The sequence below is a fragment of the Exiguobacterium sp. ZWU0009 genome (genome assembly GCF_000798935.2).
Lineage (GTDB): Bacteria > Bacillota > Bacilli > Exiguobacteriales > Exiguobacteriaceae > Exiguobacterium_A > Exiguobacterium_A acetylicum.
Genome location: NZ_CP018057.1, coordinates 3002501 through 3027642, shown reverse-complemented (window position 1 = coordinate 3027642; position 25142 = coordinate 3002501). Strand labels below are relative to the sequence as shown.

General features: G+C 47.6%; 28 protein-coding genes, 9 tRNA genes and 1 riboswitch (1 of these 38 cut by a window edge). Of the genes, 28 read left to right on the top strand and 9 right to left on the bottom strand.

From position 1 onward, the window contains the following. Window positions 1–9 precede the first annotated feature (9 nt). Together L985_RS15675 and L985_RS15670 are read right to left on the bottom strand one after the other, a co-directional pair. A complete protein-coding gene (locus L985_RS15675; RefSeq protein WP_047390741.1) occupies window positions 10–1194 on the bottom strand; it encodes a hypothetical protein in 1185 nt (394 codons plus the stop codon). A 155-nt stretch (window positions 1195–1349) separates the two neighbouring features. Beyond that, complete coding sequence (locus L985_RS15670) at window positions 1350–1877, bottom strand: type III secretion system chaperone family protein (protein ID WP_023469644.1); 528 nt, start codon at window positions 1875–1877, stop codon at window positions 1350–1352. 200 nt (window positions 1878–2077) lie between these two features. On the opposite strand from L985_RS15670, the gene L985_RS15665 reads away from it, so the two are divergent. The 3 genes from L985_RS15665 to L985_RS15655 all read left to right on the top strand — a co-directional run bounded on the left by L985_RS15665 (window position 2078) and on the right by L985_RS15655 (window position 6705). Beyond that, on the top strand, window positions 2078–4531 hold the full coding sequence (locus L985_RS15665) for a CoA-disulfide reductase (RefSeq protein ID WP_029342858.1): 2454 nt from the start codon (window positions 2078–2080) through the stop codon (window positions 4529–4531). Between the two features lie 181 nt (window positions 4532–4712). Further along, window positions 4713–6158 (top strand): alanine/glycine:cation symporter family protein, encoded by a 1446-nt coding sequence (locus L985_RS15660; protein ID WP_029342857.1) that lies wholly within the window; start codon window positions 4713–4715, stop codon window positions 6156–6158. 85 nt (window positions 6159–6243) lie between these two features. After that, window positions 6244–6705, top strand: coding sequence for a hypothetical protein (locus L985_RS15655; protein WP_029342856.1), 462 nt, complete (start codon window positions 6244–6246; stop codon window positions 6703–6705). A gap of 338 nt (window positions 6706–7043) precedes the next feature. Here L985_RS15655 and L985_RS15650 read toward each other — a convergent pair whose 3' ends face one another. After that, entirely contained in the window at window positions 7044–7856 is an 813-nt protein-coding gene (locus L985_RS15650; RefSeq protein ID WP_047390745.1) for an aldo/keto reductase, read from the bottom strand. Window positions 7857–8013: 157 nt separating this feature from the next. Here L985_RS15650 and L985_RS15645 point away from each other — a divergent pair, with 157 nt between their 5' ends. Beyond that, window positions 8014–8217 (top strand): hypothetical protein, encoded by a 204-nt coding sequence (locus tag L985_RS15645; protein ID WP_029342854.1) that lies wholly within the window; start codon window positions 8014–8016, stop codon window positions 8215–8217. 43 nt (window positions 8218–8260) lie between these two features. Here the strand turns inward: L985_RS15645 and L985_RS15640 are convergent, their stop codons facing one another. Both L985_RS15640 and L985_RS15635 read right to left on the bottom strand, forming a co-directional pair. Continuing rightward, window positions 8261–9571 (bottom strand): Na+/H+ antiporter NhaC family protein, encoded by a 1311-nt coding sequence (locus tag L985_RS15640; protein ID WP_047390747.1) that lies wholly within the window; start codon window positions 9569–9571, stop codon window positions 8261–8263. Between the two features lie 81 nt (window positions 9572–9652). Then, a riboswitch (SAM riboswitch) is annotated at window positions 9653–9757 on the bottom strand. A 69-nt stretch (window positions 9758–9826) separates the two neighbouring features. Continuing rightward, window positions 9827–10840 carry a metal ABC transporter solute-binding protein, Zn/Mn family gene (locus L985_RS15635; RefSeq protein ID WP_047390750.1) on the bottom strand — a complete coding sequence of 338 codons (1014 nt, stop codon included), beginning with the start codon at window positions 10838–10840 and terminating at the stop codon, window positions 9827–9829. A 170-nt stretch (window positions 10841–11010) separates the two neighbouring features. On the opposite strand from L985_RS15635, the gene L985_RS15630 reads away from it, so the two are divergent. Then, entirely contained in the window at window positions 11011–12000 is a 990-nt protein-coding gene (locus tag L985_RS15630) for an alpha/beta hydrolase (RefSeq protein ID WP_052169376.1), read from the top strand. A 17-nt stretch (window positions 12001–12017) separates the two neighbouring features. Then, complete coding sequence (locus L985_RS15625; protein ID WP_047390754.1) at window positions 12018–12608, top strand: histidine phosphatase family protein; 591 nt, start codon at window positions 12018–12020, stop codon at window positions 12606–12608. Here L985_RS15625 and L985_RS15620 read toward each other — a convergent pair. Then, on the bottom strand, window positions 12605–13096 hold the full coding sequence (locus L985_RS15620) for a YwpF family protein (protein ID WP_029342849.1): 492 nt from the start codon (window positions 13094–13096) through the stop codon (window positions 12605–12607). The two genes, L985_RS15625 and L985_RS15620, sit on opposite strands and share 4 nt — an antisense overlap. 142 nt (window positions 13097–13238) lie before the next feature. On the opposite strand from L985_RS15620, the gene L985_RS15615 reads away from it, so the two are divergent. Further along, a complete protein-coding gene (locus L985_RS15615) occupies window positions 13239–13565 on the top strand; it encodes a hypothetical protein (protein WP_029342848.1) in 327 nt (108 codons plus the stop codon). Between the two features lie 46 nt (window positions 13566–13611). On the opposite strand, the gene L985_RS15610 is transcribed toward L985_RS15615, so the two are convergent. Both L985_RS15610 and L985_RS15605 read right to left on the bottom strand, forming a co-directional pair. Then, on the bottom strand, window positions 13612–15063 hold the full coding sequence (locus L985_RS15610) for a nicotinate phosphoribosyltransferase (protein WP_047390757.1): 1452 nt from the start codon (window positions 15061–15063) through the stop codon (window positions 13612–13614). A gap of 17 nt (window positions 15064–15080) precedes the next feature. Then, the gene (locus L985_RS15605; RefSeq protein ID WP_047390759.1) at window positions 15081–15614 is read right to left on the bottom strand and encodes a cysteine hydrolase family protein; all 534 of its coding nucleotides are present in this window, start codon (window positions 15612–15614) and stop codon (window positions 15081–15083) included. Window positions 15615–15777: 163 nt separating this feature from the next. Between L985_RS15605 and L985_RS15600 the strand changes: the two genes are divergently transcribed. From L985_RS15600 to L985_RS15590, 3 genes are read left to right on the top strand one after another with little or no spacing between them, the layout of a single operon-like run. After that, window positions 15778–16053 (top strand): 4a-hydroxytetrahydrobiopterin dehydratase, encoded by a 276-nt coding sequence (locus L985_RS15600; RefSeq protein ID WP_023469630.1) that lies wholly within the window; start codon window positions 15778–15780, stop codon window positions 16051–16053. Next, window positions 16043–16543, top strand: coding sequence for a hypothetical protein (locus L985_RS15595; RefSeq protein WP_047390763.1), 501 nt, complete (start codon window positions 16043–16045; stop codon window positions 16541–16543). The genes L985_RS15600 and L985_RS15595 overlap by 11 nt, the downstream gene beginning before the upstream one ends. Window positions 16544–16562: 19 nt before the next feature. After that, window positions 16563–16826: a hypothetical protein gene (locus L985_RS15590; protein WP_023469628.1), complete on the top strand. Its 264-nt coding sequence runs from the start codon at window positions 16563–16565 to the stop codon at window positions 16824–16826. Window positions 16827–16876: 50 nt separating this feature from the next. On the opposite strand, the gene L985_RS15585 is transcribed toward L985_RS15590, so the two are convergent. Beyond that, entirely contained in the window at window positions 16877–17617 is a 741-nt protein-coding gene (locus L985_RS15585; protein ID WP_029342844.1) for a rhomboid family intramembrane serine protease, read from the bottom strand. 68 nt (window positions 17618–17685) lie between these two features. On the opposite strand from L985_RS15585, the gene acpS reads away from it, so the two are divergent. The 18 genes from acpS to L985_RS15495 form a co-directional block, all read left to right on the top strand. Beyond that, complete coding sequence (acpS, locus tag L985_RS15580) at window positions 17686–18066, top strand: holo-ACP synthase (RefSeq protein WP_029342843.1); 381 nt, start codon at window positions 17686–17688, stop codon at window positions 18064–18066. Then, window positions 18044–19117, top strand: coding sequence for an alanine racemase (gene alr, locus L985_RS15575; RefSeq protein WP_029342842.1), 1074 nt, complete (start codon window positions 18044–18046; stop codon window positions 19115–19117). Before acpS ends, alr begins: the two co-directional genes overlap by 23 nt. A 139-nt stretch (window positions 19118–19256) precedes the next feature. Next, window positions 19257–19481 carry a hypothetical protein gene (locus L985_RS15570; protein WP_023469624.1) on the top strand — a complete coding sequence of 75 codons (225 nt, stop codon included), beginning with the start codon at window positions 19257–19259 and terminating at the stop codon, window positions 19479–19481. A gap of 3 nt (window positions 19482–19484) precedes the next feature. After that, entirely contained in the window at window positions 19485–19835 is a 351-nt protein-coding gene (locus tag L985_RS15565) for a type II toxin-antitoxin system PemK/MazF family toxin (RefSeq protein WP_023469623.1), read from the top strand. A 194-nt stretch (window positions 19836–20029) separates the two neighbouring features. Beyond that, the gene (locus tag L985_RS15560) at window positions 20030–20356 is read left to right on the top strand and encodes an STAS domain-containing protein (RefSeq protein WP_029342841.1); all 327 of its coding nucleotides are present in this window, start codon (window positions 20030–20032) and stop codon (window positions 20354–20356) included. Beyond that, window positions 20353–20835 carry an anti-sigma B factor RsbW gene (gene rsbW, locus L985_RS15555; protein WP_029342840.1) on the top strand — a complete coding sequence of 161 codons (483 nt, stop codon included), beginning with the start codon at window positions 20353–20355 and terminating at the stop codon, window positions 20833–20835. The genes L985_RS15560 and rsbW overlap by 4 nt, the downstream gene beginning before the upstream one ends. Then, window positions 20801–21598, top strand: a complete 798-nt coding sequence (gene sigB / locus L985_RS15550; RefSeq protein WP_023469620.1) for an RNA polymerase sigma factor SigB — start codon at window positions 20801–20803, stop codon at window positions 21596–21598. The genes rsbW and sigB overlap by 35 nt, the downstream gene beginning before the upstream one ends. Window positions 21599–21661: 63 nt before the next feature. Beyond that, window positions 21662–23782: a Tex family protein gene (locus L985_RS15545; protein WP_047390768.1), complete on the top strand. Its 2121-nt coding sequence runs from the start codon at window positions 21662–21664 to the stop codon at window positions 23780–23782. Beyond that, complete coding sequence (locus L985_RS15540; RefSeq protein ID WP_029342838.1) at window positions 23779–24219, top strand: SprT family protein; 441 nt, start codon at window positions 23779–23781, stop codon at window positions 24217–24219. Before L985_RS15545 ends, L985_RS15540 begins: the two co-directional genes overlap by 4 nt. 149 nt (window positions 24220–24368) lie before the next feature. Next, window positions 24369–24443: transfer RNA gene (locus tag L985_RS15535), tRNA-Asn, on the top strand. Window positions 24444–24450: 7 nt separating this feature from the next. After that, a tRNA-Ser gene (locus L985_RS15530) sits at window positions 24451–24542 on the top strand. Window positions 24543–24591: 49 nt separating this feature from the next. Then, window positions 24592–24666, top strand: a tRNA-Glu gene (locus tag L985_RS15525). 3 nt (window positions 24667–24669) lie between these two features. Then, a tRNA-Val gene (locus L985_RS15520) sits at window positions 24670–24745 on the top strand. 36 nt (window positions 24746–24781) lie between these two features. After that, window positions 24782–24857, top strand: a tRNA-Asp gene (locus L985_RS15515). Between the two features lie 4 nt (window positions 24858–24861). Next, window positions 24862–24933: transfer RNA gene (locus tag L985_RS15510), tRNA-Gln, on the top strand. Between the two features lie 7 nt (window positions 24934–24940). Further along, window positions 24941–25016, top strand: a tRNA-Lys gene (locus tag L985_RS15505). 17 nt (window positions 25017–25033) lie between these two features. Beyond that, a tRNA-Leu gene (locus tag L985_RS15500) sits at window positions 25034–25120 on the top strand. Between the two features lie 4 nt (window positions 25121–25124). Then, window positions 25125–25142: transfer RNA gene (locus L985_RS15495), tRNA-Arg, on the top strand (it continues 59 nt past the right edge of the window).

Here is a 25142-nt window from a genome sequence, read left to right as displayed (position 1 = left end):
ATTTCTTTCTTAGTTAAGTGGTTCGAGTGCGTCTGTGATCCGTTCGCCTGTCGTTTCAGCCTTGACATCACCTTTTTCGACGAGTGCGAACCATTCGTTTGCGTCTTTTGCGACTTGTGCTGCTTTGTTTTTACCGAGACGGTTCTCAAGCGTCGGTTTCATCGCCACGACGAACATGTTCGCTTCCATTGCTTCTACACGTGCTGTATCGACGTCTTTCTTCTCGATCGCTTCTTGTGCTTCTTCATGATAACCGTCGACTTTTTCCGTCAACGCTTTTGCGAACAATCCTTCGATTTCTTTGTAAGAGACGTCAGCTGGCTTTGTTTTTGAGAAATCATAGCGCTCTTTCAGCGTTTTGACAGCTTCTTCGTCTCCGCCTGCTAATGATTCTTCGATCGCAAGGAGGAAACCATATCCTTCTGCTTGCTCCATTTGTAATTCTTTTTCATCCGTACCTGCTTTTGCTCCATCCTCGATTTTTTGTGCGTAACCGAGTGCAGCTAAATAGAAGGAACGATAAATTGATTTATCTGTCACTTGTTTTGCAACGTTGAAGTCACCAAGTTCTTTTGCGTCGATGGCTTCTTGCTGCGCTGCAAGACCTGATGTGATCGCTTGAGCGATGGCGTCTTCGTTTTTGAAGCCGTAACTCGCGTCGCGTTTTTCTGCAGTCGGGATGAAGACAGTCTTCGCCATTGCTTCGATATCCTTAAGTGCTTCTGTTGCAGCTTCTGGTTTACCGGCGACGAGTGCTTCTTCGGCTTTTGCTTGTGTTGCTTTTTGTAATTTATAGAAATACGATTGTAGACCTTTATCAACGAGTTGACGAGCGATGTTCTCATCGAGATCCTTTGCTTCCACACCTGCTAAAGCAGACTGGATGACTTGTTCGATTTCTGGTGCTGTCGTCTCGACACCACCTTTTAGTTTCGATTCATAACTTGTCGTGACCATCTTCCAATCGATTGTTTGTCCTTCTTTTGCTTTGTCGAGTTCTGTTTTGATTGAGCTGAAGATCGTCAATTCATCTGTCAGTGTCGTTGCAGCAATCCCCGCATCTGCTGATTTTGTTTCGGTCGACTGTTCCGTTTTCTCTTTTTTCGGTGCAGTCGTATCCGTTTCATTCGAACCGCAGGCAGCCAAGATACCAGCTACCATGAAGATAGAAGCTACTTTTAAACGTTTTTTCATAATCGTGATTCCCCCAGAAGAATTAATAAGACGTTTTCCGTCATGTAGTCGTTTTCACAAATCTAACTATAGCGAGAATAATTCTCATTGTCAATTGAACTTTAAAGAAAAAAACGGCTTCGGAGCAGGGCTCCAAAGCCGTTTTAAATGAGAAATTAGAACTGTTCGTACAGTTTTGTCAAATACGTGTAGACTTCGTCTGATGCTTGGAACATCATGACAGAATGTCCGAAGATCGCAGCTGGGTTGAAGCCATGATCGAGATCGATCGTTGATGCGATCGTGACATCACGGTCGCTGTCGAGAACGACGCGGAAGTATTTGAACTCTTGGTTGAAGTCGTTGATGGCGTTAAGGATCGGGAGATCCTCGACACCGTCTGGTACGTGTGTCACCGTACGAGCGAACAATTCGACATCTGTCGTCGTTTTACTGAAGACGATCATCATCATCGGTTCTGCTCCAGCAGGTGTTTTTTCTTGTGTCATGAAGAAGACGTGTGTCTCATTTTCACGCGCTTCCATTGGAATCCCTTTTTCAACGAGGAAAGCTTGGAAAGCTTCCAAGTGTTGTTGCTGTTGTGGCGCGATTCCTTGCTCGTTTGTTTCGGGTTGACGATCTTGGTGAATCGGTGTCACTTTATTGTTCTCGTTTGATTCGTTCGAGTTACGTTCCTGGTCCATTGCAAAATCCCCCTTTATATACTATAAATTCAGTTTCAAGCATTTCAGAAGGAATTGCAACTAATGTCCGTTAAGATAGGAAGAAAATACAAAAGAGCAGAGATATGTCTTGTTTGTGAATTTGCGAGCAATTGACTTGAAATGACATACCTAACAGGGTATATTAGGTGACAGATAGAAACTCAAGGAGGAATCATCAGATGAAAACGATCATCGTAGGTGGCGTCGCAGGTGGCGCTACGGCAGCAGCACGACTGCGGCGGATTGACGAAACGGCAGAAATCATTTTGCTTGAACGGGGAAAAGAGATTTCGTTCGCGAACTGTGGACTGCCTTACTACATCGGAGATGTTATCAAGGATCGCAATAAATTACTCGTCCAAACGCCGGAAGGCATGCACGCACGGTTTAATTTAGATGTCCGTAATTTGTCGGAAGCGATTCGGATTAACCGTGAAGCGAAGACGGTCACGATCCGCAACGTCGAAACGGGTGAAGAATACGATGAATCGTACGACCATCTGATTCTTTCTCCAGGCGCAAAACCGATTCGTCCAAACATTCCAGGACTTGAAGAAGCAACGAACGTCTTTACATTACGGAACATTCCAGATACGGACCGGATGCGGGAATACGTTGATACGACGCGTCCAGAGCGAGCAGTCGTCATCGGTGGAGGATTCATCGGTCTTGAAATGGCAGAAAACCTCGTCGAACGTGGGGCGCACGTCACCCTCGTCGAGATGGCAGATCAAGTCATGGCTCCGGTCGACCCAGAAATGGCAGCAATCGTTCATGAACATCTTCGTGCGAAAGGCGTCGAGTTGATTCTAGAAGATGGCGTCGCTCGTTTTGAAGAGGCAGGTCGCCGCATCGTCCTGACAAGTGGACGCGTGATCGAAACCGAGATGAACATCCTATCGATTGGTGTTGCACCGGAGAGCACGCTCGCAGCAGATGCTGGTTTAACGCTTGGCATCAAACAGACGATTCAAGTCGACGATCAACTGCGGACATCCGATCCATCAATCTTTGCGATTGGCGACGCGATTGAAGTCAAAGATTATATCACGAAGGAAGCGACACACGTCCCGCTCGCATGGCCAGCAAACCGTCAAGGACGCCTCGTTGCTGACATCATCGCTGGACGCGACGTCCGTTACAGCGGCACGCTCGGAACAGCGGTCGCAAAAGTCTTCGACTTGACGGTCGCTTCGACTGGTAACAACGAAAAACGGTTACGCCAGCTCGGTCTACGTTATGAAGCGGTTCATCTCCATCCGGGATCGCATGCGGGGTATTACCCAGGAGCGAGTCCGATTTCGATGAAGCTGTTGTTTGATCCGATCGAAGGAACGATTTACGGCGCACAGGCAATCGGTATGACAGGTGTTGAGAAACGGATCGATGTCCTCGCGACAGCGATCAAAGGTGGATTGACAGTGCTTGATTTACCAGATCTTGAACTATCATATGCACCGCCATATAGTTCAGCAAAAGATCCAGTCAACATGGCAGGTTATATTGCGTCGAACATCGTGCTTGGTGACAGTAAGAACGTTCATTGGCACGAAATCGATGAAATTGTCGCAAATGGCGGTTTGTTACTCGATGTCCGTGAACCATCGGAAAACGAGTTAGGTTCGATTCCCGGATCGGTCAATATCTCGTTACCAACGTTACGTGAGAAGTTGGATGATCTGCCGAAAAATCAAACGATCTATGTGACGTGCCAAGTCGGATTACGTGGATATGTCGCGAGTCAACTATTGCAACAACACGGTTATGATGTGAAAAACTTAAGCGGCGGCTACAAAACATGGTCGGTCGTGCATCGCGATCAAGAAGCGCGAAGCCAGGCGAAGGAGGAGACAGCTGTGACGGTAACGAAACGTGAGCCAACAACGAAGACTGCACCGGAACAAGTGACGCTGCTCGATACGTGCGGCTTACAGTGCCCAGGTCCAATCTTAGAGCTGAAAACAAAAATCGATCAGATGACGGACGGCGAGCAAATTTTCGTCAAGGCGTCAGACCCAGGATTCTTGCCAGACGTTCAAGCATGGGCGAAAAAACTAGGTCACACGGTCCATTCAGCGGAGATGAATCAGGGAGTCGTTGAGGTCATGCTTGAAAAAGGGCAAGGAGAGACATCGGCTACAACTCCGATTCAAGTCAATCCAGCGGATGATGCGACGATGGTCGTTTTCAGTGGTGATCTCGATAAAGCACTTGCGTCTTTCGTCATCGCGCAAGGTGCACAAGCGATGGGGAAACAAGTGACGATGTTCTTTACGTTCTGGGGCTTGAACATCATTCGAAAACCAGGCGCACCGGCAGTCGAAAAAGCAGGCATTGAACGGATGATGGGCATGATGATGCCAAAGCATGCTGGGGAGTTACCGCTCTCGAACATGAACATGGCAGGAGCCGGTCAAAAAATGATGAAAAAAGTCATGAAGGACAAACAAGTCGATGCGCTAGAGACGATGATGGCAAAAGCACAAGCAGCGGGTGTCCGCATGATCGCTTGTACGATGTCGATGGACATCATGGGCATCAAGAAAGAGGAATTACTGGATGATATCGATTACGGTGGTGTCGCGAGTTACCTTGGTGCAACGGATGGTGCTAACCTGAACTTGTTCATCTAATTCAAAAATGCTTGATAAAAACGTGTTAAACCTGACATCTGATGTGAGGTTTAACACGTTTTTTGTAGTCTGCGGTATAGATGAGTTTGATTTTTCAAAAAAAATTGCGTATGATAATTCACATGTGAAAAAAGTTTACATCTAAAAAGAGAAACTATGTGGTGGAAGTGGAGGGAATCGGATGGAGAAGCAGGTAATGGATGTAGTCAGTAGAATCAGTGACATGTTATGGACAAACGTACTGATCATCTTACTCGTCGGATTAGGCATTTATTTTACATTCCGGATGCGGTTCGTTCAATTCCGGATGATACCGGAAATGTTACGCTTACTGTTCCAAGGAACGGATAAAGGGAAAGATGGCGTGTCGCCATTCCAAGCATTTGCGATCAGTACGGCAGCACGTGTCGGTACTGGTAATATCGCAGGTGTCGCGACAGCGATCGCACTCGGTGGACCAGGAGCGGTCTTCTGGATGTGGTTGATTGCTTTGATCGGATCGGCATCGGCATTCGTCGAGAGTACACTCGCTCAAATTTATAAGGTACGTGATGATAAGGCGTGGCGTGGGGGCCCTGCCTATTATATGGAGAAAGCACTCGGTCAACGTTGGTTAGGGATCTTATTCAGTATCTTGATTACGATCTCATTCGGATTTGTTTTCAATTCCGTTCAATCGAATACGATCTCGCTTTCACTTCAAAATCAATATGGTTTTGATAAGACCTGGATTACGGTCGGACTGGTCGTGCTGACGGCACTCGTCATCTTTGGTGGCGTCCGTAGCATCGCAACTGTCGCGTCGTTCCTCGTACCAATCATGGCAGGTGGTTACATCCTGATCGCGCTCTACATCATGGCGACGAATCTTGAAGTACTGCCAAGTATTTTTAAATTGATCTTCCAAGAAGGTCTATTCGAATTCAAGACGCTCGCAGGTGGTGCAGTAGGGGCAGCGCTCTTGAACGGGATTCGCCGTGGATTGTTCTCGAACGAAGCCGGTATGGGTTCAGCGCCGAACGCAGCGGCAACAGCGGAAGTCTCTCACCCAGTCAAACAAGGATTGATTCAATCGTTTGCGGTCTTCGTTGATACATTGATGGTCTGTTCAGCGACAGCGATGATCGTTCTCGTCAGTGGAGTGGCAACAAAAGATGCTAGTGGTCAACCGGTAGCTGGGATCGACTTAGCACAAGGTGCCCTCGCATCACAAGTTGGATCACTCGCGACAGGATTCATGGTCGTCGCGATTTTCCTCTTTGCCTTTAGTTCCGTCGTCGGAAACTACTACTACGGTGAATCGAACATTAACTTCATCCGTGAAAATAAACAAGTCTTGATGGCATATCGTGTGCTCGTTCTCGTCATGATCGTCTTCGGTTCACTCGTTGAATCGGCGAACCTCGTGTGGGCTTTAGCAGATATCTTCATGGGGCTGATGGCGATCGTTAACTTGTACGCGATCTTCCGTCTTTCAAAAATCGCGAAACTGGCGCTCGAAGATTATGTCGGGCAACGAAAAGCTGGAAAAGAGCCACGATTCTATGCGGACTCGATTCCGAACTTGCCAGGGAAAGATACGCTTGAAGCATGGCAAGAATCAGAAAAAGACGAAAAAGCGATCTAAGGAAAGGGAGTCAGAGAAATCTGGCTCTTTTTTTGTATAGAACGAATTTAAAAAGGGAATACAGAGTACAGAAGGGAGGGGGAGAATGGAAAACGTACATTTCGTCCGCGTCACGGATGCGGTCTGGGAGTCGTTCGGAAACGATCCCCACATCATCATGGACTGGATTTTATTCATTCATGAGACACAACCCGATCATGAACAATTATTTGCTCTCGAACAGACGAATGCCATCTATCATTTGATGAATCAAATCGATATCTATATTGATCAAGACACACATTACAACCTGGGACGAGCGATCGTTGGCGAAGAGTTGATTGTCAATGAGGAGAAAGCGGCGATCGTCGGCATTCTTCCCTTGCCACTCCTCATCATCTCGGCTGAGGTGATGCGGAATTTTGATCAACGGGCACTCGCTTCGATTCATGATGAAGCCGGAACACCGGGCGAATTCGAGGATATCTGGGAACAGTTCGCCGATTTGCGTGCCTATTTTCAAAAGGCAGAAGAAGCGGAAGATACGATTTTAATTTATTATGTCTGATCAGCTCAAATCATAAAAAAAGAGACCCGCTTCCAAGTCATAGACTGGAAACGGGTCTCTCGTCGTTCAGATGAATCAAGAGGCTGACTCAAAAAGAATGACGCGTCTTTCACGCCCTTTCCTCAGGCGAGACACAAGCCAATTTTCCTGCTGATTCAAGCAGGAAAACGGGTCTTGCTTGTCTCTGACAGCGCAAAGATGCGTTTTTTCCTGTAGGAGTTGCGTGAAACGCGTCATTCTTTTGTTACGAGATAGGGTGGCAGATCATCGTTCTGCCACCCTTCTCTTTGTGGAAACGGACTTTTGAGTCAGCCTCATCTTTTACGTGAATCGTCAGATTAAAAATCGATTTCGTCTGGATCTGGTCCGAGGCGGACATCCGTTGCGATACGATCAATTTTCTCCAGATCATCGGCATCGAGTTGGAAATCAAAGACGTCGAAGTTTTCCGCAATGCGTTCTGGTGTAACGGATTTTGGAAGAGCGACGATGCCGTTGTCGAGATGCCAACGTAAGACGACTTGTGAAGGTGTCTTGCCGTGCTTCTCTGCGATTTCCTTGAAGTCGTTGATTTCGAGGAATTTCCCTTGCATGAGTGGGCTCCATGCTTCGACTTGGATGTTGTGATCTTGCAAGTATTCATGCAGTTCATGTTGTGGTAATTGTGGATGCAACTCGACTTGGTTGATCATTGGTGCCATCAAGCCCTCTTCTGCCAATGTATCGAGGTGATGTTCTTTGAAGTTCGAGACACCGATCGCTTTGATCTTGCCTGCTTCATACAGTTCAACCATTGCTTTCCACGCTTCGATATAGCCTTCGACCGGCCAGTGGATGAGATAAAGGTCAAGATAATCTGTTTCGAGACGTTCGAGCGATTCTGCGAATGCTTCCTTCGTCCGACCGGCACGAATATCATCGTTCCAGACTTTTGACGTTAAGAAGAGATCCTCACGTTTCACGCCGCTTTCCTTGATTCCTTTTGCGACACCGCGCTCGTTTTTATAGACAGCAGCCGTATCGATATGACGATAGCCGACACGTAGTGCTTCAGCGACAGCAGCTGGTGCTTCTGTTTCTTCGTCTACTTGCCAGACACCGAATCCGATTTGGGGAATCGTAATACCGTTTGAAAGTTTTGCGTATTGCATGTGTTACTCCTCCTCATAAAACGTAGTTTAGATTTGCTCGTTTAGTTTAGCATGAACGAACGAAGACGTCCGTTTCCATGCTCATGGAGGAATAAAATACGGTAAAATAGAAAAGAACCATGAGATTTAATCGTGTGGTAAAAGAGGGGGAGAAAAGATGGCTCAAAAGAATAAAAAGTTATCCAAATGTACTTGGCTTAGTATTGGCGCCTTGTTAGTAACGCAGGCAGTGGGTCTATTTCTTAGTGCGCGAAAATCAGGACGTAATCCATGGGTTTGGGGAGGCGCTGGACTTGTTCAATTCCCGCTTCCGGCAATTGCTTACTTCATCTTAGAACGACAAGCGAAGCAGAAAAAATAATAAAACAGGTCCAATCGTCGACGCGATTGGACCTGTTTTATGGTTACGAAGAAATTTTTTCTTGCTTCGTCGCTGTCTTCTTCATGCGTGGCAAGCCGAAGAAAATGGCGATTGATCCACAGACGAAGAGGAGGAATGGATAGAACAGATACGGAATCAGTTCAGGAGAAGCCGTTTTCGTCAATTCTGCTGCAATCAATAGTTGTGCTCCATACGGAATGATGCCTTGAATCCCACAAGAGAAGATATCAAGAATACTCGCTGATTTCTTGCGATCGACTTCATACGTATCGGCGATTTCAGCTGCCAGTGGTCCAGCGACGAGAATCGAGATCGTATTGTTTGCTGTCGCAAGATTCGTTGCACTGACGAGTGCCGCCATACTGAATTCGGCACCGCGACGCTGTGAAATCTTGCGTGTCAGCGTCTCTTTCAAGTAAGCAATTCCACCGTTGAACGTGATCAAGCTGACGAGACCACCCATGAGGAGCGTCAAAATGGAGATTTCCGCCATGCCCATCATTCCTTCAGACATCGAGAGAACGAAGCCACTCAAGCCGAAGCTACCATCAATCATACCGATGATGCCGGTGAGTAACGTACCACCGATGAGGACAAGGATGACATTGACGCCAAATAGTGCAAGGACGATGACAGCGAGATATGGAATCAACTTATAGAATTCAAAGGCTTTTGCTTCGACGACGTCACCAGAACCAGACACGAATGCGAGCAGGATGACCGTCAAAATAGCAGCCGGTAGAACGATCATGAAGTTCGTTCGGAATTTATCACGCATGTTCGTTTTTTGTGTCCGGACGGCAGCAATCGTCGTATCCGAGATGAACGACAAGTTATCGCCGAACATCGATCCACCAACGACAGCAGCCGCTGCGATCGCAACGTTGATGCCTGTCGCTTCATGAATACCGAAGGCGATCGGCGCGAGTGCAGCAATTGTTCCAGTCGATGTTCCCATTGCCATCGAGATGAAGGCAGCGATGATGAACAGACCACTCATCAGGAGTGACGGAGGAAGGAACGTCAAAGCAGCATTGACGGTTGCATCGATGGCACCGATTGCTTCTGCCGTTCCAGAGAACGTACCGGCTAATAAGAAGATGAAGACCATGATCATGATATCGGGATTTCCGGCACCCGTTGCGATTCGTTCAACCGTTTGATTAATGGATCCTTTCGTAGTGATTGCAGCAAAGATCAAAGCGATCAATGCGGCGATAAGGATCGGGAATTTGTAAAAGTCGTCATAGAAGATCCCGGCTCCGATGAAGAGGACCAGGAATACGACGAGGGGAAGCAGTGCCCATTTGTTAAGCGTGATCGTTTCATTCATTGTTGACACCTCGTTTCTCAAAGATACAAAAAAAGACCCCTTCGCAAGAAAGAAGGAGGTCTTTATGAAATAAAGACGCTCTTCTTATCTCTCAAGCTTTCGCTTGCTGGATTTGGCACAGTACGAATCAAATCGTCCGCTGCCGAAACATCATTGGGCCAGTCCCTCCGTTTCTCGCGATAAAAAGAAGTCATTCAATTGTTGTAAAACACGTTTCTTACCGTACCGCATTGAGTAACGCGTGTCAACTGTACTTTACTGAAGTGCTTGTTTCAATGTTTGGACGTTTTCTTCCATCAACTTGAAGTATGAGCTATTTTGTTGCGCTTTCGTGACCGACTCTAGATTATGGATCGTCACGGATTCAGCTCCGATTTCTTTTTGGATGACACGTGCAACCTTCGGTGAGACCGTCTCTTCGAACGCGACGTATTTCAAATCATGCATCCGTGCTTCTTTTACTAAAGCGGCCAGTTGCTTTTGTGACGGTTCATCTGACGGCGAGATACCCGCAATCGGTAGTTGCGTGAAACCATATCGTTCTGCGAGGTAACCGTATGCGGCATGTGTGACGAGAAGTTCTTTTTTCGATCCGTCAGCGACCGCTTGTTTGAATTGTTCGTCCAATGCATCAGCTTGCTGATCGAACGCTTTTAAGTTTTTCTCGAATGTTGCTTTGTATTTTGGTACTTCTTTTGATAAGGCAGTTGTAATCGAGCGTGCCATTGCTTTTGCGTTGACAGGATCGAGCCAGACGTGTGGATCGTATTTTCCGTGGTCATGACCTTCTTCTTCATGCGCATGTTCATCCGTTGCATGATCATCATGCTTTTCTTCTTCGTGAGCGTGTTCGTCTTCACTATGCCCTTCTTCTTCATGTGCATGGAGTGTAGCATCCGATTCCAGTAAGTTGACGTCCTTACTCGTCTCGACGAAGCGGACATCCGTGCCTTTTAGGCTCTCCTGGATTTTTTTCGAATACGGCTCGAGTGTCGTACCTGTCAAAAGGAACAAGTCTCCCTTAGCAATCTCAGTGAGTTGTTTTGACGTTGGTTCGTAAGAGTGAGGATCGGCTCCAGGTGGGACGATCATCTTGACGTCGACTTGATCACCACCGATTTCGCGGGCAATAGCAGCCGTCGCGAACGTCGATGTATAGACTTCTGTCTGGGTTTTATCTGAAGTCGATGAATCGGTATTCGAACCGCAAGCGGCGAGGATACTTGCACTTGCGAAGGCGACCGTTAAAGCAGGAATGATTTTTTTCATTATATGATACCTCCATTATTAAAACGTAACTATTCCGATTTGGACTTTCTCACTATAGCGGAACGCTGGTGAAGCGTCAAGTAGGAATACCGAGACGTTCGACATCTTTTAAAACGGGGTAGAAGGATAATAAAGTGAAGAAACTGGCACGTCTTTTTGGAGGTGATCAAGTGAAACGTGAAACTGCATGGCTAATGGGGGGAGCTGCATTATTGACGACGGCAGCAGCGGGAGCGAGTATCTGGAATAATTATGGTGCACTGCTTCGATGGACCGAACCCGCCTTGCCACTCACAGAAAAACAACTTGCACCGCGGACGCTCACCTACAAACAGGTGGGAGACCGCATCTTACAGCTCGATCTCTATTATCCACCGGGAGAAGGACCGTTTCCAGTTGCCATCTATGCACATGGCGGTGCATTCGTTCGTGGAGAGCGCGATGATATGTTCTGCTTTAGTCCAATCGTTGATCGACTACTTGAACTCGGAGTTGCCGTCTGTAGTATTGAGTATCGTTTGTTCGAAGAGGGCAGTTATTTTCCGGATAACCTCGAAGATGTACGGGATGCGTTATGTTTTTTGAATAAGGAAGCAGAGGATCTTCGCATTCTAAGAGGACGGATGATGGTATGGGGAGACTCAGCCGGAGCCGCACTCATGCTGACGACGGCACTTGCCCCATCTGCTTTCGTTGGTGAGCGTGATGAACGCCACATGCCATTGATCAGTGGTGTGATCGCTTTATATCCACCGACGAACTTTTTGTTGTTTAATTTCATTCAGACTTGGATTGCCCACATTAAGTTCTACAAGGGTGGACGAGAAGAATGGCGCAAGCTAATGACGCATGTCTCACCCGTCACACATTTATCGTCGGATGCCCCGCCAATCATGCTTTTGCACGGTAAAAAAGATCCAATCGTCCCGTTTTCTCAAGCCTTGCATTTCGTTGAAAAGGGAGCAGATGTCGGAGCCGATGTTCGTTTGTTTTCCTTTCCGAATGGTACCCACTCACTTGCCAGTTTTGCTCAGACGGAAAATCCGTTAAAGATCGAGCGATTGCTTGAACGCATTGAACGTTTCACCTGTCAGGTGCTATTGTTGCCACCGCGACAACTTGCGAATGGAAAACATGATACAATCAGTCATATTTCTTAAATGAGGGAGACAGAGACATGACTGAAATTTGTTTAGTGCGGCATGGTCAGACGGATTGGAACTTAAACGAGCGGATTCAAGGGAGAGAAGATATTCCGTTGAATGCAACAGGAAGAAGACAAGCGGAACTCAGCGCCGCTTATCTAGCGAATGAAAAATGGGATATCTTATTAGCAAGTCCGTTGTCCCGTGCTGTTGAGACAGCGGAAATCATCGGGCGTGCTGTTGGTTTGACGATTACGGCGACAGACGAGCGACTTGTCGAACGCGAATTCGGTGCCGCCTCTGGTGAACCGGTCGCAGCGATTTACGAGGCCGTTCAAGCGAACGATACGACACTTGTGCCAGGTCTCGAAACGGAACAAGACATCCAGGATCGCGTGTTCGAGGCGCTACAGGAAGTGACACGCATGCATGCGGGCAAACGGATCTTGATCGTCTGTCACTCGCATACGATTAAGGCAGCTTTATCATCGATTGATGCGACGTTCAGTTACCGGACACCTTTGAAAAATGCGTGTGCGAATTATGTCCAATATACGGATCACTATACGATTGATCGAATCAACGTAGCGGATCACATCACGGACGAGGTCGAAAAACCTTAAGAGACTGGCGCTTTCGGGTGTTCTGCTAGATACTGCTTGAACGTTTCCTTTGCAATGCTCGTAATATGCGCGCCGCGCTTCGAACGACGATCCTTATATTCTTGGACGAGTTCTTCGCCAGCGAATCCATCTTCGACGACTTCGCGTAGGATTGATTCAGATAAATCATTCTTCATCATGACCATCTTACCCGTGAAGACATACGAGACGTGTTCGCTTAAGGCAGTCCGTTCAAGGGGCGTGACGATCATCGCGGCAGGATCATTATCAGGTCGTGAGATCGTGATTTCAATCAAAGCACGTAAATGTTTTGTGAACAATTCATCGACGATCGGCTGATCCATCGGAGGAACGACGATTTCTGCAACCCACTGTGCCGTCTGTTCGGTACTGACCGTCAATCCGTCCTGAATGGCGACGGGAATCGTCGTATCACGTCCTGATTCGTCCATTAAAATGCGTAACGTGCATAACTTAAAGGTTTTCATGAAAAAATGCCCTCCCTTGATCGATTACGATTTTCCTACAGTATACCGTGAGGAATGGGGGACGGGAAACTTTTCCTGACGAAATTCGTATGAACTATGTTTAAATAAGACTAGATACTACTAAACAGGAGGATCGTTCATTATGCCGCAAGTACTCATTGGAATATTAGGAATCCTGGGTATCGTTCTACTTGCCCACCATATCATCATGTATTGGCATGCTGAACCGACAGACCGCCCGACGCTTGCATATCGCATTGCGCTCCTGATTGCCTGTTTGCTACTCATTAGTGGAAGTGATCATTTAATCAGTATTTTCTACGCGGATTCCTTAGCTGAATTCGGTCAACGCATCACGTATATCGTCTTCATCGGAGGTGCACTCGGCTTCGCGTGGTACTTTCGTAAGAAGATGGAACAAGCGCCAACAGAAATGACACCTGTCGGAAACGAAGCAGGATTAACATGAGAAAAAGCGCCGTTCTTCCTGAGGAGGAACGGCGCTTTTTGGTGTCTTATTTTAAACCACTCGCCAGTCGGGTATCCCGAATCATGTCGAGTTTGAGCTTCCAGAGACAATCGCTGAATGTGACAGCATAAATCTCTGGCAAACGCAGCCGTTTGTACTCTTCCCAGAGACGACCGATCTGTGTTTCGTGGAAGTGGCGACTTTCTTCAATCGTTGGGACCGTATAGACCAGTTCTCCATCTTTGAAAATTGGTTCAAGTAACCGCTCGACCTTGAACTGTTCGATGCGATTTCGGAACGATGGGTCCCGGACGTCGATGAGGTCGACAGCTTCAAGTGTCGACGGATCTTCGTCCATCAACGTCACGTAGTCCCCTTTGAACTTATCCGTCACCGGATCGATGATGCGATAGACTTCCTTGATGTGAGGCGTCGTCGTCTTGGCTTTTGACGAGGATACTTTAATGACGGGTGCGAGCTCGCCATCTACTTCACGCGCGACTAGTTTATAGACCATCCCAAGAGCCGGTTGTTCGTAGGCCGTGATGCCACGTGTTCCGACGAGGAACGTATTGGCTTGGGCACCTTGGATGCGCAAGTCTTGGATAACGTATTCATCGAGGTCACCCGATAAAACGATATCGACTTCCGGGAATCCGGCTTCGTCAAGCATGTTGCGGGCACGTTTTGACAAGTAGGATAAGTCACCGGAATCGATTCGGATGCCGCGTAGTTTATGTCCTTTAGCTTGGAGTTCTTTCGCAACCGTGATCGCATTCGGAAGACCACTCTTGAGCGTATCGTACGTATCGACGAGTAATGTCGCCTGATCCGGATAATGAGAAGCGAATGTCCGAAATGCCGTCAATTCGTCATCGTGGAATTGAATGTCGGCGTGCTCCATCGTTCCACCACACGGGATACCGAAGTCGCGTCCTGCTGAAGCAAGGCTTGTGACGTCAAAACCAGCCAGGTATGAAGCACGCGTTCCGAAGTAAGCGGCATCGATTCCTTGCGCGCGACGAGCACCAGCTTCGAGGAACTTCGCACGGGGAGCCGATTGACGAATACGTGCGTATTTCGTCGCGATGAGCGATTCGTGGTTCGCAATGTTCAGAATCGCAGTCTGTAAGAGTTTTGCTTCAAAGATTCGTGCTTCGATCCGAATCAGTGGTTCGTTCGGGAAGACGATTTCGCCTTCTTTGACACTTGAGATTGAGCCATTGAACTTGAACTGACGCAGTTCATCCTTGAACTCATCCGGGAAGCCGATCATCTCTTGCAAGTACGTGATATCTTCTTCCGTGAAACGGAGTGTTTGAATATACTCGATGATATTTTCGAGACCCGCAAAGACGACATAGCCTCCTGCGAACGGATTCGAACGGTAGTAAACATCAAAAACGGCGCGTTCATTATGACGTCCTTCTTTCCAATAGATATACATCCACCGTGGTAAGTACAGATCGGTATGGAGTGCAAGATTACGTTGTAACATGACGGACAGATCCCTTCTTATTCGCCGACGACTTCTGCGCCGATCGATTGTTTAAAGTGTGTAAGCGCCCAGTCGTGACCCGTCGCGTTAAAGCTTGCGACCGCATCAGCATGGACGACGATACGATACCCGAGATTGTAGGCATCGACAGCTGTATGAAGGACACAAATGTCCGTACAGACACCGACGAGGTGGACTTCGCGGATACCGCGTTCACGCAAGCGTAAATCGAGGTCCGTCCCGGCAAACGCACTATAACGCGTCTTGTCGATGACGTGATCGGCGACCCGGGCCATGTCTGCGACTTTTCCAAACAAATCGCGTCCGTGTGTTCCGCGGATATTGTGTGGCGGGAAGAGGACGGTTTCCGGGTGGAACGTATCGCCTTCTTCGTGAATATCGTTGGCGATGACGACGTAATCTTCCGTTGAAAACTCCTCCATCAACGTAGCAATTCGATCTTCAATCGCTTGTCCTGGTTTTCCACAAGTCAGCTTTCCTTCGTCAGCAACGAAATCGATCGTGTAATCAATGACAATCAGAGCGCGCATATGCGTAAGCCCCTTTCCGATTTTGAATTAGTGTTCTCTTTCACATTGTACTCTATCTCACACAGAAGGCAAAAGGAAGAAATCGGATACAAACAGGTATAGAGAAGTAAAAGAATGGGGTATAAGGTATAGGACGAAAATGATAGTAGAGGAGGAGAAAGGGATGGCTAGGTTGAATGAGTATGAAGTGGAAGAGCGTCTTGAGCGGTTGCAGGATTGGAGTGTCGTGGATGATGAAATCGTCCGGACCTATACACTTGCATCGTTTCCTGCAGCACTGGATTTCGTACAGGAAGTCGGGAGTATCGCTGAAAACTTGAATCATCATCCACGGATCGTGATCGACTATAAAAACGTTACACTTGCGGCGACGACTCATGATGAAAACGGATTGACGGAAAAAGACTTTCAACTTGCGGAGGCCTGTGATGCCATCTAAACTTTCGATTACATTCGGTAGCGGTTCGTTTGTTGAACAAATTCGTTCCCGTGATGCGCATATTCGTGTCGCTAGCGGAAGCGGTGATGCCATCCTCTGGATGGAGACGGACTCGAAATCACCTTTTCAAAGTGGCAATACCTACACGTTGCTCGAATCACGTGGCAATTTTTCGGATAAAGGCAGTCTCTTCTACTGGTCGATTCCGGCAGATCAAAATAGCGGGGATCTATTCGTACATCAAGTGATGTCGAATCCGAAAGTTGTCGGAGCAGAATATGGCGGCTTCCAGGCCTTTCGGATTGGACGTGTCGAGAAGGGAACGGATCTTGCCTTATTGATCCAGTTCCATGAGACAGGGGACGGGGCTCGTTATGCAAAATCAGTTGAACGTCTCACGGTAGACCAGTATGCTGAAGAGGCAGGGAAGTCGTTCGCGCCTTCTCCCGTCATGAAACGGTATCAAATCGTACCACCAACAAATGAGTGAGATGCAGGGGGACTAACAGATGAAGAAGAACTATTTTGTCGTAGCAACACTTGGTGGCGCACTCGTCGGCGCTACTTTATCACTACTGCATAAAGATACGCGTCAAGCGCAGTTCGCAGCAGTGAAACGGACATTCAGCGGTGCAGGAACACAATTGTCTGCTGTCAAACAAGATCCAAAAGGACGTTTTGAAGAATTAAAAGCACTCTATACGGACAATCAGGAAACGATCCATAACCTGATTGATGATGTGAAGGACTTGGCAGAAGTTCTTCGCAAATAAGCTAAAAAAGGGACTCGCGCTAAAAGCGTGAGTCCCTTTTTTATGCCGGTTTACAAGTAGCGGAAGAATAATCCGAGTACAGCAAACGCGATGATGATGTAGAAGAATACACGGCCGAGTTGACCAGAACCGCTGACGAAGACAGGACCACCGCTCGTACGACGACCGGTTTGGAACGGACGTGTGAATGGAACGGCACGATTACCGAAGACGAATCCGAAGAGGAATCCGAGGACGAAACCGTACAAGTGACCAAAAACAGCGACGTTCGATCCAAGCAACGTAAAGACTGCCGTGACCGCAGTGAAAATATACACAAGACGTGTATCGTCTGCCATGATGACCGTCCGCTTGAAGCGACTCAAGTAGACATAAAAACCAAGCAAACCAAGAATGGCACCAGATGCTCCAGCTTGCCCATAAAACGGTTCATTGATTTTCGTGAAGTACGTCAAGATGTTCGCAAGCGTACCAACGAGCAAATAAAAGGCAGCAAATCGACCATGACCGATCATCCGCTCAAGCGGTGGAGCGAAGATGACGAGAGCAAACGTATTGAACGCAATGTGCCAAAAATCGTAATGCAAGAACGTTGCTGTGACGACACGCCACCATTCACCTTGTTCGATTAAGAGATTGATGGATGCCCCTGCATTTAGAGGAGAGAATGTCAGATTAAGGAGTGGGCCCAACTGTTCGATGACAAACAGGGCGACTTGGATTAAAATGAACAACGAAACGACCGGATAAGAACGTGTGAACGTTTGTAGGTTTTCCGTTCGACTAAACATGACAACACCTCGCTTCATCTTCATTCTATATGAAGATGGCGAAGAATAGTACTGTGGAGGCGCCTTGGATGATTTATGGAATTGGAATCGATTTAGTGGAACTGGATCGAATCGAGCAAACGCTTGAGCGCCAGCCACGTTTTGTAGGAAGAATCTTGACGCAGGCAGAGCAGGAACGATTTCAATCGCTCTCGGGACACCGTCGTATCGAGTATCTCGCTGGACGTTTCGCCGCAAAGGAAGCGTTCGTCAAAGCATTCGGAACCGGCGTCGGAAAAGAAGTCTCTTGGCAAGACGTTGAAATCTTAAACGATGAGACGGGGCGACCGATCATGAGTGGACCATTCGATGGCGTCATCCACGTCTCGATCACACATTCAGAACATTATGCATCTGCGCAAGTCTTATTAGAGAAGAGGGAATGGGATGTACCGACCAACTTGGATTGAAATCGATCGGGAAGCGATCGCACATAATATACGCGAAATCAAAACACGGATGGGCGAACAACAGGTGATGGCGGTCGTCAAGGCGGACGGCTATGGTCACGGGGCAGTGACAGTCGCTGAGATCGCTCTTGAGAACGGAGCCGACTTACTCGCTGTCGCACTCCTCGAGGAGGCGATCGAGTTACGAGAAGCGGGGATCCAAGCACCAATCCTGATGCTTGAAGCCTTACTACCAGAACATGCACCAGTCGCTTCGAATTATGATGTCGCCGTGCCTGTCTTTTCAGCCGATTGGCTTCAGGAAGCGAAACGTCATTTGACGGAAATCGATCATCTCCGCTTGCATATCAAGATCGATACGGGAATGGGACGACTCGGACTGCAACACGTCGATGAGTTGAAGCGAATTCTTGCTGAATGTGATGATGATCTCGTCGAGCTAGAAGGCATCTATACGCATTTTGCGACTGCTGACGAGCTGAGTAGTCAGTTATTCGAACGCCAGCTCGAAACGTTTTTATCGTATGTCGCACTAGTACCGGATATCCGTTACGTCCACTGTGCCAATTCGGCGGCTGCGATTCGCTTAGCAGGTCAAGCGCCGTTTAACGTCGTTCGAGTCGGTATCGCGTTATACGGTGCAATGCCGTCCGACGAGATGGCAGGACATTACGAATTCTTAAAACCAGCGTTTTCACTGAAAAGTCGTCTGATGCAAGTCAAACAAGTCGAACCGGGTCAAACGATCAGTTACGGAGCGACCTATACCGCGCCGACGGATGAATGGATCGGTACCGTTCCGATCGGTTACGCGGATGGTTGGTCACGCAAGTTCCAAGGTTATTCGTTGATCGTAGACGGTCTGCCGTGCGAAATCGTCGGTCGTGTCTGCATGGATCGGCTCATGATTCGTTTACCGCGGGAATATCCGATCGGAACGGAAGTCATCTTGATTGGAGAAGGGGCACCAATCGAGGAAGCGGCACATTGGCTCGGGACGATCAACTATGAAGTTCTCTGTCAATTCTCGAAGCGTGTTCCGCGTCAATGATTCGTACAAGACATCAATAAGATGGCAAAAATATGTTATTTGTTTGAATTTTGATTGTATTTTCTGAATTCGACTGATATATTGAAGTAGAAAGTGAGTCGTTCGTTAAGGTTTCAGTGAATCTGGAGGTGCCATTATCTTGGTCCAACAACGGGAAATGCAGTTTGTTGAGCGAAATGTAGCGAAGGAGACGATTGGGATGAAGTCGAACCATACGACCGAAGAACGCAAGCGTCAGCTACGTGAGGAATTGAAGCGTGGTTACGAAGAAATGGCAGCAATCAATTTATCGATCGTTGGCGAAATGTTCCAGATTGAAACGGAGGCGGAGTTCTCACTCCTACGTCAAGTAAGCGGGGTGTAAGCTTTGATAGTCAAACGTGGCGACGTGTTTTATGCAAATTTGTCACCTGTGGTCGGATCGGAACAAGGGGGAGTTCGTCCCGTGCTTGTTCTACAAAATGATATTGGTAACCGATTCAGCCCGACAGTCATCGTGGCTGCGATCACGGCACAGATCGACAAAGCCAAACTACCGACCCATGTGGAAGTATATCGAGAGCGACACGGATTAGAACGTGATTCGGTCATCTTACTTGAGCAAATCCGGACAATTGATAAACGCCGTCTAACGGATAAAGTCACACATCTAGATCCAGACACGATGATGAAAGTAAATAGTGCCGTCGCAATCAGCTTAGGCTTGGTTGATTTTTAGGCACTTACATAGAGGCGCAACACAAGAAGAGTCGATACTAGCGTATGCGACTTTTTTTGACCTCTTTTTTTATAAAATAGGTTTCAAAGTTTTCTATATGGGGAAACATACCCAAGTGACCTTTTTATAAAAGGATGAGGTAGGATAAATAGAAAGACCACATAGACAGATTTTCCTTGAGGAGGAACTTGAAGATGGATTTAACAATTAAAACAGAGCAGCTAGACGGTCAGACGCATCTTTATATCGCAGGTGAGATTGATACGTATACAGCACCAAAACTCCGCCAAGAATTAGTCCCGGCAGTTGAAACGAACGACGTCATCGTCCATTTGGATGAAGTACACTACATGGATTCAACAGGTCTCGGCGTGTTCGTCGGTGCACTCAAAGCAGCGAAAAAGAACGGTACATCGTTCACGCTCGTTGGCGTTTCTGAACGCATCCGTCGTCTATTTGAGATCACAGGTCTTTCAAGCATCATTACTATTGATAGTGGTGTACGAGGTGGAACGCAATGAACAACGAACAACTAAACATGACATTACCGGCAAAACCGGAATATGTAGCCATCGCCCGTTTGACGGTTTCAGGCGTCGCAAATCGGATGGGATATACGTATGATGACATCGAAGATATCAAGATTGCTGTCTCAGAAGCATGTGCGAACGCCGTTCAACATGCGTATGAAGGAAAAGAAGATGGTAACATCGCCTTGACATGCAACGTCTACCCTGACGATCGTCTTGAGATTGTCGTCAAAGATAACGGCATTACGTTCGATAAAGATGAGGTCAAACGCCAGAGTGAACCGATTACAGATTCACACGATCTCGACTCCTTGCATGAAGGAGGACTCGGTATCTTGATGATCGAAGCATTGATGGATCAAGTAACGATCGAGAAAGCGAACGGCGTCACTGTCCATATGACAAAATATATGAATAGAGATGAGGTGGGTCAAAGTGCCAGCAAAGTCTCAACAACGCCATCACAGTGATGATGAAGTACTTCGACTGATTGATTTGTATCAGCAGGACGACCAAGATGAGGAAGTGCATGCGGCATTACTCGAGCGTTATTCAGACTTGGTAGAAGCTTTGGCCCGGAAGTTCTCGCGTGGTCGACCGATTCATGACGATCTCGTTCAGGTCGGCATGATTGGGTTGCTCGCAGCGCTTCGCCGCTTCGATAAAGAATTCGGTCGCAGTTTTGAGTCATTTGCTGTTCCGACGATCATCGGTGAAATCAAACGTTTCATCCGCGATAAGACATGGAGCGTCCATGTTCCACGTCGCATCAAGGAACTCGGACCGAAAATCAAGAAAGCAGTGGAAGAATTGACGACGGAGTTACAACGCTCTCCGCGTATCGATGAGATTGCTGCGCGTCTTGAAGTATCGGAAGAGGAAGTCCTCGAAACACTTGAAATGGGTAAAAGCTATCAAGCATTATCCGTCGATAGTTCGATTGAGGCAGATCAGGAAGGTAGTACCGTTACGTTACTCGACCTCGTCGGGAATCAAGAAAACGGCTACGACTCCGTCGATCAACGTCTGATTCTTGAAAAGGCATTTGCTGTCTTAACGGACCGCGAGCGTTCGATTCTCGAATGTGCCTACTACCGCAATATGAGTCAAAAAGAAACGGGCGAACTACTCGGCATTTCACAAATGCACGTTTCCCGTCTTCAACGACGCGCTTTGCAGAAGTTGCGTGAAGCGATCAAAGTTGAACCAAATGAAGTATTCTCAAAAGACTGACCTCGTGTCAGTCTTTTTTCTTTTCCATGCGTTCTTCGGTATAATGAATGAGAGGTGAAGCAGATGGAAAAGAGAATCGCAAGTGAATTGAATGTACGTCCTGCGCAAGTGAAGGCAGTCTTACAATTGACGGAAGAAGGCGGTACAATTCCGTTCATCGCCCGCTACCGAAAAGAACAGACAGGTGAACTCGATGAGGTCGCGATCAAAGCGATTCTCGATCGACATAAACAATTAACGCAACTTGAAAGCAGACGGAGCGACGTCCTTGAAAAGATTAAGGAACAAGGTGCACTGACTCCGGAACTTCGTCGAACACTTGAAGAAGCGACGACGTTACAGCAAGTCGAAGATATCTACTTACCATTTCGACCAAAACGTCGGACGAAGGCAGAAATCGCACGGCAATCAGGACTTGCACCGCTTGCTGACTGGTTCCGCAACAAGTCCGCCTATGATGAAGCGACATTCCAACGCTTAAGCAATGGGCTGGATCCGGAAGAAGCACTTGCTGGAGCACAATCGATCATTGCCGAGGAATGGGGCGAACAAGCGACGGTGCGTGAGTTCATTCGTAAGCAAATGCGCCGTTCAGCAGAAATCGTCACGAAACAGAAAAAGGATGCAGTTGATGAAAAAGGTGTCTTTGCACAGTATTATGCCTACAGTGAGCGGATTCAACAGATCGTTCCGCACCGGATTCTGGCGATCAACCGTGCGGAAGCATTGAAAATCGTCTCTGTGAAAGTGGTGTTAGAGGAACAACAGGTTTTACCCACATTGCTTCGTTCATACGCACAACTGGCGCCAAAGAAACGTGATATCATCGAAGCGGCGATCACGACGGGCTATAAAAAATCCGTCTTTCCTGCGATCGAACGCGAAATTCGAAATGAACTGACGGAAAAGGCAGAGCTCCAAGCGATTGACGTCTTTGGTAAGAATCTCCGCCAACTCTACATGCAGCCACCGATGAAAGGGAAAGTCATGTTAGGTCTTGATCCGGCTTACCGGACAGGGTGTAAGTGGGCGGTCATCGATCTGACAGGTGAGATGAAGGAAGTCGGCGTCATCTACGTGACGATGTCAGAGCAAAAAGCGAAAGAAGCACGTCAAACCCTTTCACAGCTCGTCGATACATACGGGATCGAATTGATTGCGATCGGGAACGGAACAGCTTCACGGGAAACAGAAGCATTCGTTGCGGACTGGATGAAGGGACAAAAAGATATCGCCTTTACGATCGTCGACGAGGCAGGAGCAAGTATTTATTCCGCTTCAGAGATTGCCCGGACCGAGTTCCCAGAGCTTCAGGTCGAACAACGATCCGCGATTTCGATTGCGCGTCGCCTGCAAGATCCGTTGGCTGAACTCGTTAAAGTCGATCCACAGTCTGTCGGAGTCGGTCAGTATCAACATGATGTCTCGCAAACGAAACTGAAGGAGACACTTGATTTTGTCGTTGAAACGGTCGTCAACCAAGTCGGAGTTGATGTTAATACAGCGTCAGAACCGCTTTTGAGTTACGTCGCAGGAATCACGAAGGCGACAGCGAAAAAAATCGTTGAACGCCGCTCGGAACTTGGAACGTTCAAGACGCGTCAGGAATTATTGAAAGTCCCTCGTCTTGGTGCAAAGGCCTATGAACAGGCAGCAGGATTCCTCCGTATCTTAGAAGGGACGCATCCGCTCGATCGGACGCCGATCCATCCGGAACAGTACAAAACTGTTGAGAAGTTATTTAAGACATTAGGATTAACGCTGGAACAAGTCGGAACGGATGCGGTGCGGGAACAATTGTCTACATTGTCATTACCGGAGATGGCACAGACGCTCGAGATCGGAGAACCGACACTACGTGACATCATCGAAGCGTTACAACGTCCAGGGCGTGACCCACGGGAAGCGCTCGATAAACCGTTACTTCGTCAAGATGTTCTATCGATGGATATGATCCAAGTCGGGATGGAGTTCCAAGGAACGGTCCGCAATGTTCTTGATTTTGGTGCGTTCGTTGATATCGGAGTGAAAGAGAATGGCTTGATTCATATCTCGAAGCTCAGTCGTAAGCGTGTCAAACATCCACTTGATGTCGTCGCTGTTGGGGATATTGTGACGGTCTGGGTGACGAATGTTGAACCAGAGCGGGGACGGATTGGTTTGACACTGGTTCCGCCGAAATGACGAATGAACAATTACAACGATACGTCGAGCAACTTTCGCTCGACGTATTTTCCTTACCGTTTCGACATCAAGCTTATTTTAATCCACGGCTGAAGACGACAGGTGGTCGTTACTTCTTAGGCGATCATCATTTAGACTTCAATAAACGATATATCGATGACATGAAAGTCTTCCGCGGAATCGTGATTCATGAACTGTGTCACTACCATTTACATCTAGCAGGAATGGGGCACCGTCATCAAGATCAAGACTTTAAAGAATGGTTAGAGCGCTACGGTGGGCTTCGATACAGTCCGAGGAGACAAGAAGATGAAAAAAAATCCTATCTTTACGAATGTGAGAAATGCAGCACATTATATAGAAGGAAAAGACGCATGAATACGGAAAGATATCGATGTGGTCGATGTCGCGGAAAGATTTTTTACAAAAGTAGTTGACGTTCATTTCGGAGCATGATAAATTATAGAAGTCGTCAAAACGACAGCAACTAAACAACTTATCGTCGCTAAAAACTTTTTTAAAAAAGCATTGACGGAAAGGAAAAAAGTTGCTACTATATAAAAGTGTTCCGAACAGAACGTAACGTTCCGCAATAGCTCAGTGGTAGAGCAACCGGCTGTTAACCGGTAGGTCGTAGGTTCAAATCCTACTTGCGGAGCCATTCTTTTGGAGATGTACCCAAGTGGCTATAAGGGGCGCCCCTGCTAAGGGTGTAGGCCGGGAAACTGGTGCGAGGGTTCGAATCCCTCCATCTCCGCCAGACCTCTTATGTGAAAATGTTTCTTGAGAATAATTATTAATTACGATATGGCCCGTTGGTCAAGCGGTTAAGACACCGCCCTTTCACGGCGGTAACACGGGTTCGAATCCCGTACGGGTCACCATATGGAGGATTAGCTCAGCTGGGAGAGCACCTGCCTTACAAGCAGGGGGTCGGCGGTTCGATCCCGTCATCCTCCACCATTTCTTTTTAAAGAGTTGTTTGCAACTTCAAATTGCGGTCCTGTGGTGTAGCGGTTAACATGCCTGCCTGTCACGCAGGAGATCGCGGGTTCGAATCCCGTCAGGACCGCCATTTTTGGGCTGTAGCCAAGTGGTAAGGCACTGGATTTTGATTCCAGCACGCGAAGGTTCGATCCCTTCCAGCCCAGTTTTTATGTGTCATTAGCTCAGTTGGTAGAGCATCTGACTTTTAATCAGAGGGTCGCAGGTTCGAATCCTGCATGACACACCATTTTTAATTTCATATTTGCGGTCGTGGCGGAATCGGTAGACGCGCTAGGTTGAGGGCCTAGTGGTGGCAACATCGTGGAGGTTCAAGTCCTCTCGACCGCACCATATCGCACCCTTAGCTCAGCTG

Excerpts from the sequence above, each read along its gene's own strand:
- L985_RS15600 (WP_023469630.1), top strand. The coding sequence starts at position 15,778 with ATGGCTAGGTTGAATGAGTATGAAGTGGAAGAGCGTCTTGAGCGGTTG.
- L985_RS15640 (WP_047390747.1), bottom strand. The coding sequence starts at position 9,571 with ATGAATGAAACGATCACGCTTAACAAATGGGCACTGCTTCCCCTCGTC.
- L985_RS15635 (WP_047390750.1), bottom strand. The coding sequence starts at position 10,840 with ATGAAAAAAATCATTCCTGCTTTAACGGTCGCCTTCGCAAGTGCAAGT.
- L985_RS15645 (WP_029342854.1), top strand. The coding sequence starts at position 8,014 with ATGGCTCAAAAGAATAAAAAGTTATCCAAATGTACTTGGCTTAGTATT.
- L985_RS15625 (WP_047390754.1), top strand. The coding sequence starts at position 12,018 with ATGACTGAAATTTGTTTAGTGCGGCATGGTCAGACGGATTGGAACTTA.
- L985_RS15610 (WP_047390757.1), bottom strand. The coding sequence starts at position 15,063 with ATGTTACAACGTAATCTTGCACTCCATACCGATCTGTACTTACCACGG.
- rsbW (WP_029342840.1), top strand. The coding sequence starts at position 20,353 with ATGAACAACGAACAACTAAACATGACATTACCGGCAAAACCGGAATAT.
- L985_RS15665 (WP_029342858.1), top strand. The coding sequence starts at position 2,078 with ATGAAAACGATCATCGTAGGTGGCGTCGCAGGTGGCGCTACGGCAGCA.
- L985_RS15660 (WP_029342857.1), top strand. The coding sequence starts at position 4,713 with ATGGAGAAGCAGGTAATGGATGTAGTCAGTAGAATCAGTGACATGTTA.
- alr (WP_029342842.1), top strand. The coding sequence starts at position 18,044 with ATGTACCGACCAACTTGGATTGAAATCGATCGGGAAGCGATCGCACAT.
- L985_RS15670 (WP_023469644.1), bottom strand. The coding sequence starts at position 1,877 with ATGGACCAGGAACGTAACTCGAACGAATCAAACGAGAACAATAAAGTG.
- L985_RS15650 (WP_047390745.1), bottom strand. The coding sequence starts at position 7,856 with ATGCAATACGCAAAACTTTCAAACGGTATTACGATTCCCCAAATCGGA.
- L985_RS15605 (WP_047390759.1), bottom strand. The coding sequence starts at position 15,614 with ATGCGCGCTCTGATTGTCATTGATTACACGATCGATTTCGTTGCTGAC.
- L985_RS15540 (WP_029342838.1), top strand. The coding sequence starts at position 23,779 with ATGACGAATGAACAATTACAACGATACGTCGAGCAACTTTCGCTCGAC.
- L985_RS15545 (WP_047390768.1), top strand. The coding sequence starts at position 21,662 with ATGGAAAAGAGAATCGCAAGTGAATTGAATGTACGTCCTGCGCAAGTG.
- L985_RS15590 (WP_023469628.1), top strand. The coding sequence starts at position 16,563 with ATGAAGAAGAACTATTTTGTCGTAGCAACACTTGGTGGCGCACTCGTC.
- L985_RS15585 (WP_029342844.1), bottom strand. The coding sequence starts at position 17,617 with ATGTTTAGTCGAACGGAAAACCTACAAACGTTCACACGTTCTTATCCG.
- L985_RS15595 (WP_047390763.1), top strand. The coding sequence starts at position 16,043 with ATGCCATCTAAACTTTCGATTACATTCGGTAGCGGTTCGTTTGTTGAA.
- L985_RS15655 (WP_029342856.1), top strand. The coding sequence starts at position 6,244 with ATGGAAAACGTACATTTCGTCCGCGTCACGGATGCGGTCTGGGAGTCG.
- L985_RS15615 (WP_029342848.1), top strand. The coding sequence starts at position 13,239 with ATGCCGCAAGTACTCATTGGAATATTAGGAATCCTGGGTATCGTTCTA.
- L985_RS15560 (WP_029342841.1), top strand. The coding sequence starts at position 20,030 with ATGGATTTAACAATTAAAACAGAGCAGCTAGACGGTCAGACGCATCTT.
- L985_RS15620 (WP_029342849.1), bottom strand. The coding sequence starts at position 13,096 with ATGAAAACCTTTAAGTTATGCACGTTACGCATTTTAATGGACGAATCA.
- acpS (WP_029342843.1), top strand. The coding sequence starts at position 17,686 with ATGATTTATGGAATTGGAATCGATTTAGTGGAACTGGATCGAATCGAG.
- L985_RS15675 (WP_047390741.1), bottom strand. The coding sequence starts at position 1,194 with ATGAAAAAACGTTTAAAAGTAGCTTCTATCTTCATGGTAGCTGGTATC.